Annotated in this window: 15 protein-coding genes and 1 pseudogene; 5 read left to right on the top strand and 11 right to left on the bottom strand. The window is 63.3% G+C overall.

Annotated elements, in window-relative coordinates; all coding sequences use genetic code 11:
• The gene (locus ACLQ8T_RS13585; RefSeq protein ID WP_413454936.1) at positions 1 to 177 is read right to left on the bottom strand and encodes a hypothetical protein; all 177 of its coding nucleotides are present in this window, start codon (positions 175 to 177) and stop codon (positions 1 to 3) included.
• Entirely contained in the window at positions 174 to 1,124 is a 951-nt protein-coding gene (locus ACLQ8T_RS13580) for a DNA cytosine methyltransferase (protein WP_413454935.1), read from the bottom strand. The genes ACLQ8T_RS13585 and ACLQ8T_RS13580 overlap by 4 nt, the downstream gene beginning before the upstream one ends.
• Before the next feature lie 215 nt (positions 1,125 to 1,339).
• On the opposite strand from ACLQ8T_RS13580, the pseudogene mobF reads away from it, so the two are divergent.
• The 3 genes and pseudogenes from mobF (at position 1,340) to ACLQ8T_RS13565 (ending at position 8,636) form a co-directional block, all read left to right on the top strand.
• Positions 1,340 to 5,044, top strand: a pseudogene (gene mobF / locus ACLQ8T_RS13575) (MobF family relaxase).
• A 26-nt stretch (positions 5,045 to 5,070) separates the two neighbouring features.
• On the top strand, positions 5,071 to 6,027 hold the full coding sequence (locus tag ACLQ8T_RS13570) for an AAA family ATPase (protein ID WP_413454934.1): 957 nt from the start codon (positions 5,071 to 5,073) through the stop codon (positions 6,025 to 6,027).
• Positions 6,024 to 8,636 (top strand): S8 family peptidase, encoded by a 2,613-nt coding sequence (locus tag ACLQ8T_RS13565; RefSeq protein ID WP_413454933.1) that lies wholly within the window; start codon positions 6,024 to 6,026, stop codon positions 8,634 to 8,636. The genes ACLQ8T_RS13570 and ACLQ8T_RS13565 overlap by 4 nt, the downstream gene beginning before the upstream one ends.
• 17 nt (positions 8,637 to 8,653) lie before the next feature.
• Here ACLQ8T_RS13565 and ACLQ8T_RS13560 read toward each other — a convergent pair whose 3' ends face one another.
• Positions 8,654 to 9,646: a DNA-processing protein DprA gene (locus tag ACLQ8T_RS13560; protein ID WP_413454932.1), complete on the bottom strand. Its 993-nt coding sequence runs from the start codon at positions 9,644 to 9,646 to the stop codon at positions 8,654 to 8,656.
• A 196-nt stretch (positions 9,647 to 9,842) separates the two neighbouring features.
• Between ACLQ8T_RS13560 and ACLQ8T_RS13555 the strand changes: the two genes are divergently transcribed.
• A complete protein-coding gene (locus tag ACLQ8T_RS13555) occupies positions 9,843 to 10,214 on the top strand; it encodes a sulfate permease (RefSeq protein ID WP_413454931.1) in 372 nt (123 codons plus the stop codon).
• A gap of 2 nt (positions 10,215 to 10,216) precedes the next feature.
• On the opposite strand, the gene ACLQ8T_RS13550 is transcribed toward ACLQ8T_RS13555, so the two are convergent.
• The gene (locus ACLQ8T_RS13550) at positions 10,217 to 10,564 is read right to left on the bottom strand and encodes a hypothetical protein (RefSeq protein WP_413454930.1); all 348 of its coding nucleotides are present in this window, start codon (positions 10,562 to 10,564) and stop codon (positions 10,217 to 10,219) included.
• Positions 10,565 to 10,843: 279 nt separating this feature from the next.
• On the opposite strand from ACLQ8T_RS13550, the gene ACLQ8T_RS13545 reads away from it, so the two are divergent.
• Positions 10,844 to 11,416 carry a dihydrofolate reductase family protein gene (locus ACLQ8T_RS13545; RefSeq protein WP_413454929.1) on the top strand — a complete coding sequence of 191 codons (573 nt, stop codon included), beginning with the start codon at positions 10,844 to 10,846 and terminating at the stop codon, positions 11,414 to 11,416.
• A 16-nt stretch (positions 11,417 to 11,432) separates the two neighbouring features.
• Here ACLQ8T_RS13545 and ACLQ8T_RS13540 read toward each other — a convergent pair whose 3' ends face one another.
• The 7 genes from ACLQ8T_RS13540 to ACLQ8T_RS13510 form a co-directional block, all read right to left on the bottom strand.
• Positions 11,433 to 12,020 carry an NADPH-dependent FMN reductase gene (locus ACLQ8T_RS13540; protein WP_121867304.1) on the bottom strand — a complete coding sequence of 196 codons (588 nt, stop codon included), beginning with the start codon at positions 12,018 to 12,020 and terminating at the stop codon, positions 11,433 to 11,435.
• Positions 12,021 to 12,077: 57 nt separating this feature from the next.
• Positions 12,078 to 12,494, bottom strand: a complete 417-nt coding sequence (locus tag ACLQ8T_RS13535; protein ID WP_413454928.1) for a cupin domain-containing protein — start codon at positions 12,492 to 12,494, stop codon at positions 12,078 to 12,080.
• A 2-nt stretch (positions 12,495 to 12,496) separates the two neighbouring features.
• Positions 12,497 to 13,270 (bottom strand): IclR family transcriptional regulator, encoded by a 774-nt coding sequence (locus ACLQ8T_RS13530; protein ID WP_128469161.1) that lies wholly within the window; start codon positions 13,268 to 13,270, stop codon positions 12,497 to 12,499.
• Between the two features lie 31 nt (positions 13,271 to 13,301).
• Positions 13,302 to 14,654 carry an MFS transporter gene (locus ACLQ8T_RS13525; protein ID WP_413454927.1) on the bottom strand — a complete coding sequence of 451 codons (1,353 nt, stop codon included), beginning with the start codon at positions 14,652 to 14,654 and terminating at the stop codon, positions 13,302 to 13,304.
• A 194-nt stretch (positions 14,655 to 14,848) separates the two neighbouring features.
• Entirely contained in the window at positions 14,849 to 16,102 is a 1,254-nt protein-coding gene (locus ACLQ8T_RS13520; protein ID WP_038991777.1) for an aminopeptidase P family protein, read from the bottom strand.
• Between the two features lie 295 nt (positions 16,103 to 16,397).
• The gene (locus tag ACLQ8T_RS13515; RefSeq protein WP_190263923.1) at positions 16,398 to 18,125 is read right to left on the bottom strand and encodes a BCCT family transporter; all 1,728 of its coding nucleotides are present in this window, start codon (positions 18,123 to 18,125) and stop codon (positions 16,398 to 16,400) included.
• 1 nt (position 18,126) lies between these two features.
• Positions 18,127 to 18,921, bottom strand: a complete 795-nt coding sequence (locus tag ACLQ8T_RS13510; RefSeq protein ID WP_413454926.1) for a creatininase — start codon at positions 18,919 to 18,921, stop codon at positions 18,127 to 18,129.
• Between the last annotated feature and the right edge of the window lie 177 nt (positions 18,922 to 19,098).

Here is a 19,098-nt window from a genome sequence, read left to right as displayed (position 1 = left end):
TCACGCGGCGAGCAGCGACAGTGCGGACACGGCTTGGAGAGGTAGCACTCCGTTGCCAAGCGCGGTGATCTGCTGGTTCTGCGTCAACTCATCGGTGTCCGTGACCCATCCAGTCGGCAGGCCCATGAGCCATTCGACGAATGCTGGTGCCGGGCGGGGGCCGTCGGCGTCGTTCAAGAGGGCTGGCGCTGGCGCGGATCGTCCGGTGACGTGTTCCCAGCGGGTGATGGCGTCGGCGTAGCGTCCCCAGCGCTGAACAGTCCGTCGATCAGAGACCACAGAGTCTCCGATTCGGCTCTCCTGCTCGGCGAGCCAGCCGGTCCGTGGAGTGCGAAATCGATGATCTGGTGCGAGAGCGCGATCGTCCCTCGCCTCGCTCGCACCTGATCGCGAGTCTCCCCGCCGCGCGAGGAGTCCGTCGCCAGCGGGGTGCGGAACAGCGCGCCGGGCGAGGGCGAAGATGCGGAAGCGTTGGTGAGGAGCGCCGACAAGGGAAGCCGGCAGGCCGATCCATCGCGCATCCAGCCGCAGGTCGGCCAGATCGCCGAGAACGGCGCCGAGAGCCTGTAGAGGTCGAGCTGCGTTGTCTCCCAGATGCCACGGGTCGGATTCCACGCCGTGAAGGGTTGCGCCGTTGGGGTTGCATCGCCGGGGTTGCGTCGGTCATGGTCGTCTCCTTGTGCGGGTGGCCGCGTCGCGGGTGAGGACAGCAGCCCGCGAACGTTCTCGAGGACGACCCACTCGGGTTGAAGTACGTTGATGGCTGCCGCCATGTGCGCCCAGAGCCCCGAGCGCGTGCCGGGTGCGAGGCCGGCGCGCTTGTCGACGGTGGACGCGTCGTGGCACGGGAACCCGCCGATGAGGATGTCCACGGGCTCGACCTGGCTCCAGTCGATGGCCGTGATGTCGCCGAGGTTCGGTGCGTCGGGCCAGTGGCGGGCGAAGACGCGGGCGACGGGCGCGTTGAGTTCGGAGAACCACACGGTCTTGGCGTTGAAGACGTGCTCGACCGCGAGGTCGAGGCCGCCGTAGCCGCTGAACAGCGACCCGATCCTGAGTTCTGAGCCGCCGCTGGCGTCGAGGTCGTGCATGAAGTCCGCTCCGGTGACGGTCGTCCCCTGCATCGCCTCATCACGAAGCTGATGCAGCGCTGGTCACCTGTCAGGTGCACGGCTCCAGCACGCGCCCGCTGCTCAACCGAGCTCTCGCTTGTCGCCGCCCGATGCCTCCACCTCCGGCCTCCGCTCCGACCGCCGTCCGAGGTCACACGCCTCTTGCAGGTCGAGGTAGAAGTCACATGGTACGGGTGCTCACCTGCTCGCCAGGAGCGGAGGTGAACATGACGGTTTCGATGCGCGTGATGTCGGCGGGTGATGGCTACAAGTACCTGCTCAAGACCGTCGCGGCAGCCGACGGAGACCGGCCGCTCTCGACGCCGCTCACGCGCTATTACATGGAGGAAGGCACCCCGCCTGGCCGATGGCTCGGCGCGGGCGTCACGGCCCTGGGTAAGGGCGAGATCCAGGTGGGCGACCGAGTATCTGAACACCAGCTCCAGCTCCTGATGGGGAGGGGCCATGATCCGATCACCGACGAGCCGCTGGGTCGAGCGATCCCGACCTACCGGAGCCAGGAAGAACGAATCGAGGCGCGAATCACCGACCTGGACCCAACGATGACGCCCGGCGCCAAGGGCGAAGCAATCGCACAGATCGTCGCCGAGGAAACTGCCCGGAGCACACGCCGGGCGGTGGCAGGATTTGACTTCACCTTCTCAATCCCAAAGTCCGCATCGGTGCTGTGGGCCGCCTCCGATGCCGGGGTTCAGGCACTCATCGCCGAAGCCCACCATCGAGCGGTTGCGGAGGTGGTTGCGTTCATGGAACGCGAGATTGCGGCCACCCGCACGGGTGCATCCGCCGGGGACGGAGCCGTTGCACAGGTGGATGTCACCGGGCTCATCGCAACCGCCTTCGATCACTTCGATTCCCGCGCTGGCGACCCCCACCTCCACACACACGTCGTCATCAGCAATAAGGCAAAGACCGTATTCGATGGGAAATGGCGCTCGCTCGACGGCAGGCCGATGCATGCGGCCGTCGTTGCGCTCTCCGAACTACACGAAGCCGTGTTCGCAGACCACATGACACGCGTCTTCGGTGTCACGTGGGAGAGCCGAGAGATGGGCCGCGACCGTAACCCGGCATGGGCAATCACTGGGGTGCCCGAGGAACTGATCGCCGAGTTCTCGACCCGCGCCCATCACGTCAACGCAGAGACCGATCGCCTCATCACCGAGCACGTCGCCGCGCACGGACGACGCCCGTCACCAGCAGTGATCATGAGGTTGCGAGCGCAAGCCACACTCGCAACCCGGCCTGAGAAGGAGGTTCGCTCCCTTGCCGAACTCACTGCAGAGTGGCGATCCCGCGCAACGAAAACCCTCGGCAGGGACTCGACGATGTGGGCAGGTGAGGTCATCGACAACGACAGGCCGCTGCTACTGCGCGCCGACGACGTGCCGCTTGATGTGATCGGCGAGCTGGGTCGGTCGGTCGTTGAGGTGGTCGGTGAGAAGCGTTCGACCTGGCGTCGGTGGAATCTCATGGCCGAGGCATCCCGGCAGACGATGGGCTGGAGGTTTGCCACCATGCAGGATCGGGAAGCTCTCGTCTCGATGGTCGCCGACGCCGCCGAACTCGTGTCGCTCCGGCTGACGCCGCCTGAACTCTCCGCTTCGCCGGTCGTGTTCCGGAGGCCCGACGGCACCTCAGTGTTCCGTCCAAAGAGCTCAACCGTGTTCACCTCCGAGTCCCAGCTCGCGGCCGAAGACAGACTCCTCGAACGAGCAGCCAATCTGGCCGGCCCGACGGTGCAGCTCTCGACGGTCGAAAAGATCACGAGCAGACCAGACGCAGATGGTCGGATGCTCGGCGGCGACCAAGCAGACGCTCTGACCCATATCGCAGTATCGGGACGCGTGCTGGACGTGCTGGTCGGTCCCGCCGGGGCTGGAAAGACAACCGCGATGAATGCGCTCCGCCGCGCCTGGGAGGTCGAGCACGGCACCGGTTCCGTTGTCGGGCTTGCACCGTCAGCGATCGCAGCCCAAGTCCTCGCCGATGATCTCGGGATCGCGACGGAGAACACAGCGAAGTGGTGGCAGAACCACCTCATCAACGGCACCACCTTCGATGCAGGCCAGCTCGTCATCATCGACGAAGCCTCCCTCGCCGGCACCCTGTCACTGGACAGAATCACCTACCTCGCCCAAGACGCTGGCGCGAAGGTCCTGCTGGTCGGCGACTACGCCCAACTCCAATCCGTGGACGCTGGCGGTGCGTTCGCGATGATCGTCAGAGACCGGGCCGATACGCCCGAATTGGTCGACGTGCATCGTTTCACTCACGCCTGGGAGAAGTCCGCCTCACTTGAACTGCGTCACGGACGCACGGCGGCTATCGACGCATATCTCGCCCACGAGCGCGTCACCGGCGGCGACGCCGCGGCCATGACCGATGCCGCCTACAACGCATGGCGCGCAGACCGCGACGCCGGACTCATCTCGGTACTGATCGCCGAAACCCACGAAGGCGTGACCACGCCCGCGCCCGCGCCCGCGCCGACCTGATCCTCAACAAGACGCTGAACCCCGACCGCGAAGTCGAGCTGCGCGACGGCACTGCCGCAGGCGTCGGCGACACCATCATCACGCGGCTCAACAACCGGAAACTCCGCACCCTGACGGGGCGGGACTGGGTGCGCAACGGCGACATCTGGACTGTCACCGCCGTAGGCGACGACGGGACTATCACCATCGCACGCGACTACGGAACCAGCACCGCGGTCAGGGAAGACGGCACCATCAAGACTCGGAAGCGGGGGGCGCAGGTTTGGTGGCACCATCGTGATTCCGGCGTCGTACGTGGCTGAGCATGTCGATCTTGGATACGCGGTCACCGCCTACCGCGCTCAAGGCATCACGACCGACACCGCACATGTGCTGGTCGAACCGACCTCGACGAGAGAGACCCTCTACGTCGCGATGACCCGGGGGCGGCACTCGAACCACGCCTATGTGACGCTCGCCCGCGCTGACGACCACACGCATCCACATCCCGGCGACGACCCACGTGCCACCGTGCGAAGCGTGCTCTATGGCGTTCTACAGCACAGTGGCGCCGAGCTCTCAGCGCACGAGACCATCGTCGCCGAACAGGAACAGTGGGGTTCGATCGCTCAGCTCGCTGCCGAGTACGAGACCATCGCAGCAGCCGCCCAACACGATCGCTGGGCAACCCTCATTCGCAGCTCGGGGCTCACCGACGAGCAGGCCGAGTACGCCATCGAGTCCGACGCGTTTGGCCCACTCGCGGCTGAGCTTCGCCGGGCTGAAGCGAACCATCAGAACGTCGATGCGTTGCTTCCGCGCCTCGTCGCAGCGCGTGGATTCGCCGACGCCGACGACATCGCGGCCGTACTCCACTACCGGGTCGCGCGGGCGACCGCCACTCCCGCAGGCTCCGGCAGGCCTCGCAAGCCACCACGACTCATCGCCGGCCTCATCCCATCGGCGCACGGAGTCATCGATACTGAGATGCGATCAGCCCTCGACGAGCGAGAAGAACTCATCGAGGCTCGCGCCGACGCTGTACTCGAAGCGGCACTGATAAATAGCGCACCGTGGACGGAAGCTCTTGGAGCGCAGCCGAATGATCTACGACGGGCCGCAGCCTGGCGCAAGGCCGCCCGCGTGGTTGCCGCCTACCGCGACCGCTACCGGATCACCGATGACACATCCCTCGGCGCCCCACCCGAGTCTGCCGTTCAGAAGATCGACGCCGGGCGAGTGCGGGCAGCCCTCGATCAAGTGCGAGTAGTCGCTGAAGCAGTGGGTGATGCTCATACGGCCCGAAGCCCGTCGCGAGGTGGGCCATCGCGTGCAATGTTGTGGCAGTGTCAGCTCCCGAGGTCGGAGACCTGCGAACATCGGCGCGGCCAAGTAACTTCAGGGCCACATGGCAGTAGACTTGAATCCACATGACGACACGCGATTGAAGGAGGCGGAGGATGGCGCGCGCCGATCTACTCCTAGACCTCGTCGACGCCGAACGCCGTGGTGATCGGGAACGCTTCAAGGTGCTGGTTGAGTCCGTCATTGCCGAGGAACGCGCCAATCAGCACCATCTTCTCGCCGATCGACTCTCCCAACTCATTACGACGACCGGACAGGGGTCCGTCCGTGACGACCGGGCAGCGGCGATCCGCGACCTCGTGCATGAGGTCGTGCCAAATCGTCGGCTGCATGAGCTCGAACTTGCGCCGGTCCCGCAGCGAGTCGTGGCCGAATTGATCGAGGAACAGAAGCGCGCGGAGCTTCTACGTAGCTACGGTATTGAGCCGCGCAACCGACTTCTGCTGTCAGGCCCGCCTGGAAACGGCAAGACGAGCCTGGCGGAAGCAATCGCGGCAGAACTGATGCTTCCGTTCTACGTGATCCGCTACGAGGGAGTGATGTCGAGCTTCCTCGGCGAAACGGCCGCGCGGCTTGACAACGCGTTCGAGTTCGCTCGGACTCGCCGTTGCGTGCTGTTCTTCGACGAACTGGACACCATTGCCAAAGAGCGATCGGATGAGCACGAGACCGGCGAGATCAAGCGGGTGGTTTCGACGCTGCTTCTCCAAATCGACAGACTCCCACCTCACGTGATCTTCGTTGGCGCAACTAACCACGGCGAGCTGTTGGATCGGGCGGCATGGCGGCGGTTCCAGATTCGCACAGAGTTAGGTGCCCCTAGCCGTGCACAGGCGACAAGATTTCTCGAACGTCTTGCTGAACGCTTCGGGGGTGACCTTGGTTTTGCTCCTCGGACACTCGCCGACAAGTTGGCGGGGGCGAGCTTCGCTGAGTTGGAAGAGTTCGCACTTGATGTGCGCCGCCGTGCGGTGCTTGAACTTCCGGATGACAACATCCGCCGGATCGTGCAAGAACGCCTTGAACACCGCCGAGGTCAGGCGGCAGGGTGACGATTGAGTGGAGACCGCTTCTTGCGTTCGGGCCGGCGGAAGTTGTGGCGCGGCCAACCCAGACGCCGCGCGATCTTCCACGTCTGGCAAAGCCGGGCGCCGGGCGGCAAGGTGAACGACTCACTCCTCAGTTCAAGGACTTGGCCGTAGCTTTCGAAGCCGAACGTGCTCGTCTGAGCGCCGACACCCCAGAGGAGATCGACCCCGCGCTTGTGGTCGTATTTGATCTGGCAGGAAGCGTCAAGGACTTCCACAATGCAATCAACCGGATCGATGGCCTGGAGTTTCTGTCGGAGCTTCTCGGGGACCAATCTGATCCCGATGACGATTTTCACATGACGGAGCGTGAAACTGGACGGACAGACAAGCGCGTTTCGCACTCGCTGTACCTGGTCATGTCCAACGCCAAGGCGACCGACGAACTAATTCGGCTCTTCACTCAATGGCAGGCCGACCCGTCCGCGTCGTTCGAGCACGGGCTCGGCAAGTTCAAGTCGGCCTTCCAGCAACTGACAGCGATACGTCGGTGGGGCGCTGAGGATCGCATCCGTGAGACTGGTCTGCGCGAGCGCTGGGAAGAGACTCTCAGCTTGGTCGGTCAGTCGGTCAGCACCGTCCTCGTCGAGGTCGAACTTTGGCACAGGCGTGATGCCCCCCAGCGTGCGGCTGCCGAGGCGCACGTCGAGGAAGTCATCACTTCCAGCGCCGGCCGAGTCTTGGATCGCTCGCAGATCGGAGAGATCGAGTACCACGCGCTCCTGGTTGAACTCCCGATCCAGCAGGTCCAGTCGGTGTTGACCAACGGAGCTTCAGCCATTCGGCTTCTCACGACTGATGACGTCATGTTCGTCAGCCCCTTCACCCCGATGAGCGTTGCGCCAGGGACTCTTGAGCCAGTTGCTCAAACCCTCCTTGCTCGCAGCGACAGAATCGAAGGCAAGCCTCGGATCGCGCTGCTCGACGGGCTGCCGTTCACCAACCACGACGCGCTCCAAGGTCGGCTCTCGATCGATGACCCTGATGGGCTTGGTGAGAACTACCCCGTCGCGGCTCGCCACCACGGAACCGCCATGGCGTCACTTATCATTCATGGCGATCTCACGGATGGCGGTCCCGCGCTTGATCGTCCTCTCTACGTGCGCCCGATCCTGCAGCCCCACGAGTTCATGCCTGGGAACGAGCAGGTAGTCCCGAATCGTCTGCTCACTGACGTCCTTCACCGCGCGATCAGACGGATTGTGAAGGGCGAAGGCAATCAACCTGCCGCAGCGCCGAGCGTTCGCGTTGTGAACCTCTCCATAGGCGCGCAGACGCGAGCACTCACGCGTCGAATGAGCCCCGTCGGGCGCCTCCTAGACTGGCTCGCCCACTCGTATAACCTGCTGTTCGTCGTCAGTGCGGGTAACCACACAGACGAGTTCACGATCCCCGCCGTCGCCGCGCACGACACCGACGCCGCTCGCTTGGCTGCAATGCGGGTCGGCTTCGAGAAGGCGCTGCTACGCGGCATCCTTCCGCCTGGCGATGCACTCAACGCCCTCACCGTCGGTGCCACGCACTCAGACGGCCTCGGCGAGATCGCGGTTCCAGATACGGTGTGGGACATTACCAACCCGGACGCTCCCGCACACTACGGGTCGGTTGGGCCCGGCGCCGATCGGTCGGTCAAGCCGGACATTCATCACTCTGGAGGCCGCGCCTTCTACACGCGTCCCATCGTGCTGCCCGGTCAGACTGCCGTTGCAGTCGGCCTGGCGCGCACCGCCACGACGGGACCTGGCTTGCAGGTGGCCGCTCCTGGACGCGGCGGCGTTACCAACAGCACGGTTTTCACGAACGGCACCAGTAACGCGACGGCGCTCGTCACCCGTGAAGCCAGCAGGTTGTTTGACCTCCTTGAGTCTCGCAACGGCGATCCCGAAGACGCACCGCTTCCTGATCCGCAATACCACCCGCTGCTCGTGCGCGCTCTCCTTGCCCATGCAAGCAGTTGGGGTGCTTGGGAAAACAGCTTGCGCAACGATCTTGGCCTCAATGGTCAGGATGCTCGGCGGCAGTTGACGGCTTTGCTTGGCTACGGCCGTCTCGACCTCAGCAGACTCGGTGACGCCGCATCCAATCGAGCCGTCCTCGTCGCGGGCGGTCAAATCGCACGGAACGAGCGCCATACTTACGCCTTCCCACTGCCTCCCTCGCTCCGCGCGAAAGCGGAATGGCACCGCTTCACCATCACGTTGGCATTCATGGCGCCAACGGTTGGCCAGCTCACTCGGTACCGCAGTGCCAAGGTCTACTTCAGTACGCCAGACACGAAGCTCGCGGGCGGAGACCGAACCGATGCAGAGCACAACGCAGTGAGGCGCGGAAGCCTTCAACATGAGATCGTGCAGGGCACGCGTTCGATGTCTTTCGTTGATGGCGATGTCTTCCCGATCCACGTCGAGTGCATGGACGATGCCCAAAGACTCCGCGCCGGCAACACCATCCGATATGCGCTGGTCGTGTCGGCAGAGACTGCCGAACAGACCTCCAACACTATTCACGATGAAGTCCGCGACAGGCTGCGACTCCGCGCGCGTGACCGTGCCCGTGATCGAATCCGCCCGTAGACGGTCTAAGGCAGCGGCTACAGCTGTCGAACTTCCCGAGCGCTGCTGACAGTGCGTTCAGGCGTCAACAGACATGCAGCACTCCCGCTCTCGACATCGCGAGTCTCCAAGGCGCAGTAGAGGTCAGCAGCATTAGTGATGACCGCGCACTCCTTGTCGCGTAGCAGGCGGTGCGGCCCTACGCTTGGTGCGCTGGTCACCGGACCTGGTACCGCACCAACAGTCCGTCCCAACTCCTGGGCGTGCTCTGCCACCCTCATTGAGCCGGAGCGAGCTCCGGCCTCGACTATCACGGTCGCTGTGGAGAGCGCGGCCATCAGCCGTGTCCGAGCAATGAAGCGATGGCGCGTCGGCACCGCGCCCGGCGGAACCTCACTGACAAGGAGACCGAGGCCTGCCACTTGCTCAAGCAGTTCACGGTGACCCATTGGGTACATGCGGTCCACGCCGTTCGCCATGACAGCGATCGTGTCGCCGCCTGACGCGAGGGCCGCTCGGTGCGCAGCGCCGTCGATGCCGTACGCACCGCCGGCCACGATGATTCGCTCAGAACTGGCGAGGTCGGAGGCAAACTGACCGGCCACATGCTCGCCGTAGGAGGTCGAGGCCCTCGCGCCGGTGATCGTGACGAGATCGTTGAGCGGTCGCGCGAGGAACGACGTCGTGCCACGAGTCCAGAGGACGTACGGGCGCCGGTAGCCAAGATCGTCGAGCGCGGAAGGCCATTCTTTGTCGCCGGGAATCAGGGTGCTGATACCGGCGCGCTCTGCTCCGACGATGTTCTGCTCAAGTGTCCGAGCATCTGACCGTTGGAACTGGGCACGCCACACCTGAGCGTCAACGGTACTGAACCCCGGCACCGCGCTTTCACCCTCGGCAAGCCGAAACAGCTCAATCGCACCGAGCTCGCCCAGGAGGCGACCGGTCACTGCATCGTCCGGTTCAACGAGCATCGAAAGCGCCATCCGCGCCGTGCGCTCGTCCTGGACTACCTGGCTCAAGATCCTCATTGTCGGCTCCTCTCGCTTCTACAGAGAGGTGCGCGCGGCGACGCGGGAGCCGGAGGGTTCTGTGAACGCCAACCCCGGCGTACAGTGGATAGTGAGGCAGGTTCTCCTCATATTGCGGGTCCTCCGGGACGGCCTTCGGGCACTCACACACGTTCTGTCTTCTCGACGGAGTAACACGTGTGACGAGAGGTCAGCCATGTTCCGCTTTCTCTGGACACTCAGCGTTCGCACCCGCGATTATTTGCACCGCTACATGCCGAGCAACCGACTGCTCGCTGCCATCCGCACCCGTCGCGGACTCAAGTGGGGGACACCCGCGATGCTGGTCGCGCTTCCGTACATCTTGATCGCGAGCGTCTGCTCTGATGCGGCAGCCGATGGCGGTCCCGGTTGGCTCCACCTCATCGTGCTGTGGGCCTGCTGGAACGCACTGAAGTTCATCATCATGGGACCCGTGAGCGTCGTTCTGCTCATCCGTGCGCGCCTGCGCGAGGCCCCGATCCGTCGTCACCAGCGCCGCGAGGCGGTCGCCGAAGCAGACAGTCGTGTGCCAGTCCTTCATTCCTAGGCTCAACCGCCGACGGCAGCGGATGCCGTGATTCGCGAACGACGCCCTCCGCCAGGCCGGATCGCGACACCGTGCAAAGCGAGCGCTCGCCGGACAGCCTGAGGCCCCACCCCAACCTTCACGCCGACCTCTACCAGCGTTAACACGCTGAGGTAGAGGTCGGCTGCTTCATGGATACGGGAAGGATCGAACCGACCACGACGGTTCTTCACTTCCCGCCGGGTAAGGTGCATGGCGACCGTCCGGCGGTTCACTCCGAAGTTGGATGCCAGCTCGACGAGCGTCGCACCCTCGCGGTACTGAGCCACCAGATCGTCGACCTGCTCGGGGCGCAGCTGGGTTTGAGCCATCCCAAGTGATCGCACTACCCGTCCCCCGGAATCGGAAACGGTAGGCTCCGAGGAGCGCCGGTCGTGGTCGTAGAAGCCCCGCGACCTGCGCAAAGACAAAGTTTTCAGCGGTTGGCAGGGGTTCTCAAACTCTCTACGGAGGTCCACCAAATGAAAAAAACCGGGAAGCATCCAAAAGATGCTTTCCGGTTTTTTGCATTCTCCCCAGCTCGCGCTCGCCAGTGCTGTAGGGTTAGCCCAGAATTCACCTGGCCTCCGGCCATGAGCCAAGGGAGAAGAATGCGGGAACTGACCTACTTCGTTGCAATGAGCCTGGACGGATACATTGCCGGTCCGAACGGCGAATTCGATGCTTTCGCAGTCGAGGGTGAGCACGCAGCGCCCATCTGGGAGCGCTATCGCGGCACGGCGCCGACCCAACTGGCGGAGGCAGCCGGACTGCCCATCGACGGGTGCCCCTTCGACACGGTGCTGATGGGTTGGAATACCTACGCCGTCGGCTTGCCGGCACTGCCCAACCCCTATGCGCATCTGAAGCAGATTGTCTTCACGAGAGAGCACTCGTCACCCGAGGGGAGCGAAGCGGTGCAGTTCACCAACGCGGATCCGAGGGAGGTCGTCCGCGATCTCAAGGCCCAGCCAGGGGAGGGCATTTGGCTGTGCGGCGGCGGGCAACTGGCGGCCAAGCTGCGCACAGACATCGACCGGCTGGCGTTGAAAATCCAGCCGGTGATGTTCGGGTCGGGAGTCAGGCTCTTCGGGGACACCGGATATGCCCCGGAGAGCTGGAAGCTGGAAAGCATGCAGTCCTTTGCCTCTGGTGTTTCCCTTGCCGAGTACTCGCGGGCCTAGCGGCCGTTAGCGGCGACTACATACCTTCGTCGCCGATATGGCCCGCGGCGGTTGAGTCGAGCACACGCTCTACGAACGCCGCATACTCGCCCATGTAGTGGGCCAGGAACTTCTCTGTGTCAGGGTTGCTGATGCTCCCGTCCTCGCCGAAATCCTCGGGGCGGTATTGCAGATAGACCTCGGGGGAGTTCAACTGCGGAGCATCCAGGAAGCTGAGCACGCTGCGCATGCTGGACTGCATGACCGCTGTGCCGATGGCTCCGGGCGAGGCGCCGAGCAGGCCGGTGGGTTTGCGGGCGAAGGAATTGGTGCCCCACGGCCGGGAACCCCAGTCGATGGCATTCTTCAGCGCACCGGGAATCGACCGGTTGAACTCCGGGCTGATGAACAGCAGCCCGTCCGAGGCTTCAATGGCCTTTTTCAGAGCGGTCCCTGCTTCAGGGTAGTCGGCATCGTAGTCAGCACTGTACAAGGGCAGGTTGCCGATCTGGATTTCCGTGAAGCTGAGGTTTTCGGGTGCCAATGCAATCAACGCCTTGGACACGACGCGGTTGATGGAGTTCGAAGCGAGCGAACCAACGAAATAGCCGATGTTGTAACTCATGGCACCACTTCAGCACCGGGCATGCACCCAGCAAAAGAGCCTTGGGCATACTCCCAGCTAAGCCACGCGGCCGGCCCGGGCCCGTTGCGCTAGCTGGTGCGAACCGAAGGCCGAGAAGTCGGCATCGCCCGGAGGACCCCAAACGACCAGGACTCGCAGGGCATCCGTGCCGGTATTGCGCAGGTCGTGGTCCACCCCTGCATCGGCCAAGATGCTGTCGCCCGGGCTCAGCTTGTATTCGCGCTCGCCGACCCGCATCGTCGCCTGGCCCTCGATCACCTGGTAGAACTCCTGCAACGCCGCCTGTCCCTCGTGGCGGTGGAAGCCCTCGAAGCCGCCTGGTTCAATCACCCAGGTCTGGATGGCCATCGGCATTCCGGTGTGCCCGGCGAAATGGTAGCTGACTTTCATGGCCGAGCCTTCGTGCATCCGGTAGTCGAAGGCGTAGGAATCACGGGTTTCGAACGGGTCCATGGTTATCCTTCCGTGTGGTATCCGAGCCTCGTGCTGATGCGCCGTGCCGCGATCCGGGTGCTGGAGCACAGCTGCTCCAGTTCGTCGGCGCCGATGCGGTAGTACGGGGCGGCGGTCATGGCGCAGGCGACAAGCTCACCCCGGTGATCGAGAATTCCAGCGGCCACCCCGACTTCTTCTGCGGAGGTCTCTCCGTAGTTGACCGCATAGCCGCGTTCGCGCACCAGATCCAGGCGTGCCTCGTATTCGGCCGGGGAGGTACCGGCCAGATCGATCTCGCCGCTGGAGATCAGCTCCGCGCGGCGCGTTGGTTCCTCGTTGGCGAGGAATACCTGAACGGTGGCGCTCAGCCCCGAACGGTACCGGGATCCCATGACCGAGGTGTGCTTGACCGGATGGGTGGATGAGAGCTGTTCCACGGAAATCGACTCGCTGCCGTCCCAGATGTTCAGCACTGCGGTCTCGCCGGTCGCTTCGCGCAGGTCTTCCAGTAGGGGGTAGGCAACCTGGCGCACGTCCAGATTGGCCAGCAATGGGCCGGCGATGGCAATCAGTCCTACTCCCAAACGGTACTTGCGGGTTTCCTCTTCCCTATCCACCACGCGTTCCTGCTCGAGCGTGTTAAGGATCCGCGAGACGCTTGACTTGTGAAGGCCTACCTGTTCAGCGATTTCGGTGACGCCGACTACCGGATGCTCAACGGTGAAGCATCGAAGCACATCGAGCACGTTGACGATTACCGAGGCACCTCGTGTCTCGCTACGGGTTTCAGTCATTTTCCCTCCTGAGTTGCTACTATCCTACGGCTCATGCCAACGGTTTGCGGCTGGTTTCCACTGAGCAGGCTACGGCCACGAGCGAAACAACGGCTGCAGCCATCAAGTACCAACCTGGAGCCAGGACATTGCCGCTGGTGGCAATCAGCAAGGTTGCGACGAATGGCGCGGTTCCGCCAAAGAGCGCATTCGAGAGATTGAACGAGACCGCGAAGCCCGAGTAGCGGACCTTGGTCGGGAACATTTCGGCGAGGTAGCTTGGTAGCGTGCCGTCGTTGAGTGTGAGCATTGCGCCGAGCAGAATCTGGACCAGGACGATCACTAGGAAGTTTCCCGATTCCAGAGCCATGAAGGCTGGCACGGTGAAGAGGACGAACAAGACTGATGCGCTGATCAATACCCGCCTGCGGCCGAAGCGATCCGAAAGCATGCCGGTGAGGAAGATGAAACCAACATAGGTCAGCAGTGCAACGGTGGTGGCCAGGTAGGAACGAGTGGCGTCCAGTCCGAGTTCCTCGGACAGGTAGGTCGGCATGTAGGACAGGATGACGTAGAACCCGACGGCGTTCAGCAGGACCGCCCCTGCGGCCTGGAGCAGCTTGCGCCAGTGGTTCTTCAGCAATGACCCGACCGGGGAGCTTTCAGGTGCACCGGACTCGGATGCTTCAACGAAGGCTGGAGAGTCTTCCAGCTTGGTGCGGATGTAGCGGCCGATTAGCCCCAAGGGAGCCGCCAGCAGGAACGGAATGCGCCAGCCCCAGGTCTCCAGATCCTCAGTTGAGAGCAACCCGGTCAGCCCGGCGGCCATCAACGAACCGAAAAGCAGGCCGGTGGCAGTGCTTGCCGGAACGACTGCTGCGTACAGGCCGCGCCGGTTGGCTGGGGCGTACTCGACTAGGAAGGCCGAGGCTCCGGCATACTCGCCGGCGGCGGAGAAGCCTTGGACCAGCCGCAAGGCCAAGAGCAGCAGCGGCGCTCCGAAACCGATGGACGCGTAGCCAGGCAGCAGCGCGATACAGAAGGTGGCGCCGGTCATCAGCAGAATCGACCAAGACAGGGCCTCGCGCCGGCCAATCTTGTCGCCCAGATGCCCCCAAATGAAGCCTCCAATGGGGCGGACCAGGAAGGAGAGGGCGAAGACCCCGAAGGTCATCAGCAGACCCGCCTGCGGATCGTCGCTGGGGAAGAACACCGCGGCGATGGTAACGGCCAGATAGCCGTAGGCCGCGTAATCGAACCACTCCACGAAGTTGCCAATGAAGCTGGCAGTGATCACCTTGCGACGGGTCTTCGAATCAATGGTACGGGATGCAGCTGTGCCGGTGGCCGGCGCGGCCGCGGTTGCGTCAGTGGCTTGCAGTGGGGAGTTGCTGGAATGGTTCATGGTGCGAAACCGCCTCTGGAGGGTAGCGGCTTGGGCCAGTCCTGGCTTCTTTGCCGCTGGAATGATGAAGTGTTCCTATGGACCAGGTAGGTGGTCCTCGGTTCTTGGCGCAGCCCCCGTGCATGCCGCGCATCAGTTGGTTAAGGCAACCGTGGGGCGGGGTTCGGGCCCCGCCCCACGGTTATCGCTCGCCTTTAGGCGTCGATGATGTTGTTCTCCGGACCGAAACCGAACTTGGTGATGTTCTCAACGGTGTTATCCTCGCCGATGACCAGGATGTCGTGCTCGCGGTAGCCGCCGGCACCTGGCTCGCCGTCCATGACGGTGATCATCGGTTCCATCGAGACGACCATGCCTGGCTCCAGGACAGTCTCAATGTCCTCGCGCAGCTCCAGACCGGCTTCGCGTCCGTAGTAGTGCGAGAGCACGCCGAAGGAGTGGCCGTAGCCGAAGGTGCGGTTCGGCAGCAGGCCGTGGGCGATGTAGATCTCGTTCAGCTCGGCGGCGATGTCCTTACAGACGGCACCGGGCTTGATCAGCTCCAGGCCGCGCTTGTGCACCTCGACGTTGATGTTCCACAGTTCCAGGCTGCGGGCATCCGGCTCGCCCAGGAACAGGGTGCGCTCCAGTGCGGTGTAGTAGCCGGAAGTCATCGGGAAGCAGTTCAGCGACAGGATGTCGCCGCGCTGAAGCTTGCGGGTGGTGGCCCAGTTGTGGGCGCCGTCGGTGTTGATGCCGGACTGGAACCAGACCCAGGTGTCGCGCACTTCGCGGTGCGGGAAGGTCTTGGCGATCTCGTGCACCATGGCCTCGGTGCCGATCAGTGCGACCTCGTATTCGCTGATGCCTTCGCGGATCGCTGCCTTGATGGCTTCGCCGCCCAGGTCGCCGATGCGTGCACCGTGCTTGATGACCTCGATTTCCTCGGCCGACTTGATCATGCGCTGGCGCATGGCGTCCTGCGAGACATCCACCAGGGTTGCGCCGTCGAAGGTGTCGGCGATCTGCTGGCGGGTGCGGCCCGGCAGGAAGTCGTCTTCCACGCCGATCCGGGTTGCCTTCACGCCGTCGCGCTTAAGTGCTTCCTGCAGGCCGTAGAAGAAGTTGTCGCGCTTCCAGTCGGTGTACACGATGTTGTCGCCGTAGCTAGTGCGCCATGGCATGCCGGCATCGATGTTCGCGGTGACGGTGGTGGAGTTGCTGGCGGTGACCACCAGCGCGTAGTTGCGGCCGAAGGTGGTGTACAGGAAGTCCGAGTAGTACTTGATGCCGTGGTAGCTGGTCAGGATGACCGCGTCCAGCGACTTCGCGGCCATGATCTGGCGCAGGCCGGCCAGGCGGCGCTCGAACTCGGCATCCGAGAAGGTCAGCTGCTCCTTGGCGCCGTTGTGTAGGGTCTTCAGTCGGGCCAGTTCGGAAACATTGGTGGCGATATTGGCGGTAGTCATGGTTTTGGCTCCTTGTGGGAAATCAACTGTCAAGGGAGGCCGGCCCAATCAGATGGATTGCGAGGATTCATGGGAATCGCCGGAGAAGAAGTACGTGTTGCGCTCACTGCAACGCCGTTGCATTTAGATTATGTGTGCCCCGCGTCACTGTCAAGGGCGATTGTGAAAACTTTTTCTGCAGAGCGGTAAATCTGGAATGATCTGCATGAATCCCGGAAGTGACCGGAAAATGCGAAGGCCGCGGAACTCAATATGACGAGTTCCGCGGCCTTCGTTCCGATGCCGGATCCACTGCCTAGGTGTGGCGTTCCTGTCCTGGGACCTCCTTGAGGATCGCACCATCGCCGTCGGGGTCAGCGACGAAAACAAGGTTCGGGTCGGGATTGTTGATGTCCTTCTCCAGCTGCTTGATTGCCTTGTCGCGCTTGATCAATCGCCGAATCAGGTTGATGATCATCAAGATGATCACGAAGGAGAACGGGAAGGCTCCGATGATGGTGCCCGTCTGGACCGTATCGACCACCGCCGTGCCGCCTAGGGTGAGCAGCACCGTGGCGACGGTGGCGATGCTCAGCACCAGCACCACGCGGAAGACCGGTCCGGACTTATTTGGCGCCGAGACGAACTCGCTGAGCGCATAGATCCCGGAATCCAGCGAGGTGACATAGTAGGTCGCGACCAGGATGGTGGAGACCACCAGCAGGATCGTGCCGACCAGCGGAAGGTGCTCGAGCATCGCGAACAGGCCGGCCGAGGTGTCCGCGGACACGGCATCGCTGATGCTCCGGTTGCTCGCATCGTCATAGTAGATCGCGCTCGCCCCAATGACTCCGACCCAGATCATCACGATGAGCGTGGGGATGATGGTCACGCCGATGACGAATTCGCGGATGGTGCGGCCGCGCGAAATCCGCGCGATGAACCCTGCCACGAACGGCGAAAAGGCGATGACCCAGCACCAGATGAATACCGTCCACCAGCCATTCCAGCTGTCCTGCCAGCTGGCCAGGGGGCTGGAGGTGATGCTGGCATCGGTCCAGAGGCTCATATTCACGAAATTGGCCATGAAGCTGCCAAAGGTCTGCGAGAGCATCGAGACGATATACAGCGTCGGGCCGAAGACCAGCACCGCACCGACCAGCACAATGCTCAGAATGGAGTTCAGGCTGGAAATGCGCGCCATGCCCTTGCTGATGCCCACGATAGCGGAGATGCAAGTGATGCCCGCGAAGATCGCGATGACGACCAGCCACAGGGCAGGACTAGAAGACAGGCCGGTGAACGAGGAGAGCCCGGAAGTGAATTGCAAGGTGGCGAATCCGAACGAGGTCGCCAGGCCCAGCACGGTGGCGATGATGGCCAGCAGCTCGATGACCACGCCCGCACCGCGTCGCGACCAGCGGGGCAGGAGGTCCACGGTGGCTTCGCGGAAGGTCAGCGTCTTGCCCAGGTTGTGGTGCGAATAGGCCAGGCAGACCGCCACCACGCAGTACATGGCCCAGGCGGTCAGTCCCCAGTGGAAGTAGGTCCACACGATCCCGCCTTCGGCTGCGCCGGCAGGCGTGGTGGACGGGATGACAGGGTTCTCGTCGCGCAGCATGATCGGTTCTGCGACGGACCAGAAGATCAGGCCGATGCCCTGGCCGCATGCGAAGAGCATGGAGTACCAGGCGAACTTGCTGTGCTCGGGCTTGGCCTTGGGCCCGCCCAGGCGGATTCTGCCGACCTTGCTCATCGACAGCCAGAGGCACATCACCACGGTGAAGACCGAGTACAGGATGAACAGCCAAGTGAATTTCCCGGTGACAAAGGTGCGCATCTCGGAGATGGCCGCCGATGCCTGCTCGGGGGAAAGCAGTACCCAGAGCAGCACCGCGACGATCAATGCGGGCGGGATAATCCGGATGAGCAGGCGATCCAAGGGCGGGATCACGCGTCCCATGAAACGGGGCACTTCGACGGGCGCCTGGCTTGAGCCCTCGCCCTTCCGGGCGTTCTTCCGTTCGGTTTCGTTGAGGGACATGCTACTCGACCTCCACCTGGATGGATCCCAGGAGCAGCTCGCCCTGGAGCGAATCGGCTACGGCAGCCGTGACCGCATCCAGCAGCAGTTGGCCCTTTTCGGCGCTGGCGCCGGCGGCGCTGGAGAGGCAGCCGGTAGGCGGGGTGCGCGCGGGATCCTCGGGGAAGATGTCGTACGGGGTCAATTTGGCCGGCGGGTGGTCCACCACGCGGGTCATGTCCACTTTCTGCGGATGCAACAGGAGCATCAGCGAGGTCTCAAGCACCCCTCCGTGCTCGATATCCCATCCCAGGAAGCCGTCAGGGAATACCTTTTCCAACGTTGCCTCGTCGACGAAGTCCCAATAGGACAGCAGTACGGCACGGGATTCGGACCCCGTGGCGCGGGCGCGGGCGACGGCGTTGTCAAGGCCCTCGTAGATGAACTGGTAGTTCTCGAAATGGCCGTTGAGCACGACTACGTTCGTGAAGCCCTGGGCGATTAAGGACGTGACCACGTCGTCGACCATGCCAGTCAGGGCCGCGGCGCCCAGGCTCGTCGTGCCGACCCGGTGGTTGCCGCCGCCGGAACGCGGCTGGGACTTGTATCCGTAGGAGAAGACCGGAGCAACCAGGGCGCCGATCTTCTCGGCCACGATGCCGGCGATGGCCCTGGACAGCATGGCGTCCACGCCTAGTGGCATGTGCGGGCCGTGCTGCTCGGTGGCTCCGGTCGGGATGATGATGGTCGAGCCTTCGCGGACCACCATTGTGGCGTAAGATTCGGCGTCGAGTTCTTCGATGAACACAGAGGGCATCGTTGCCTCCTAGGCAATGGCAGGAGTTGGGAAAGGGTGATCGCCTTGCGAGATCCAGGAAAATTTTGGTTGCGATGAGTGCAACACTGTTGCACTGAATCATTCCAGTGGTGCATCTCACAGTCAAGAGTGTTAATTGCCAATAACTGCTGAATTCCTTTCGCGGGCCGCGGCAAG

The sequence above is a fragment of the Glutamicibacter sp. FR1 genome (assembly GCF_047300825.1).
In the GTDB taxonomy this organism is placed as follows: domain Bacteria; phylum Actinomycetota; class Actinomycetes; order Actinomycetales; family Micrococcaceae; genus Glutamicibacter; species Glutamicibacter nicotianae.
Note: the sequence above shows the minus strand (reverse complement) of the source record. Positions and strands in the feature narration are given on the sequence as shown.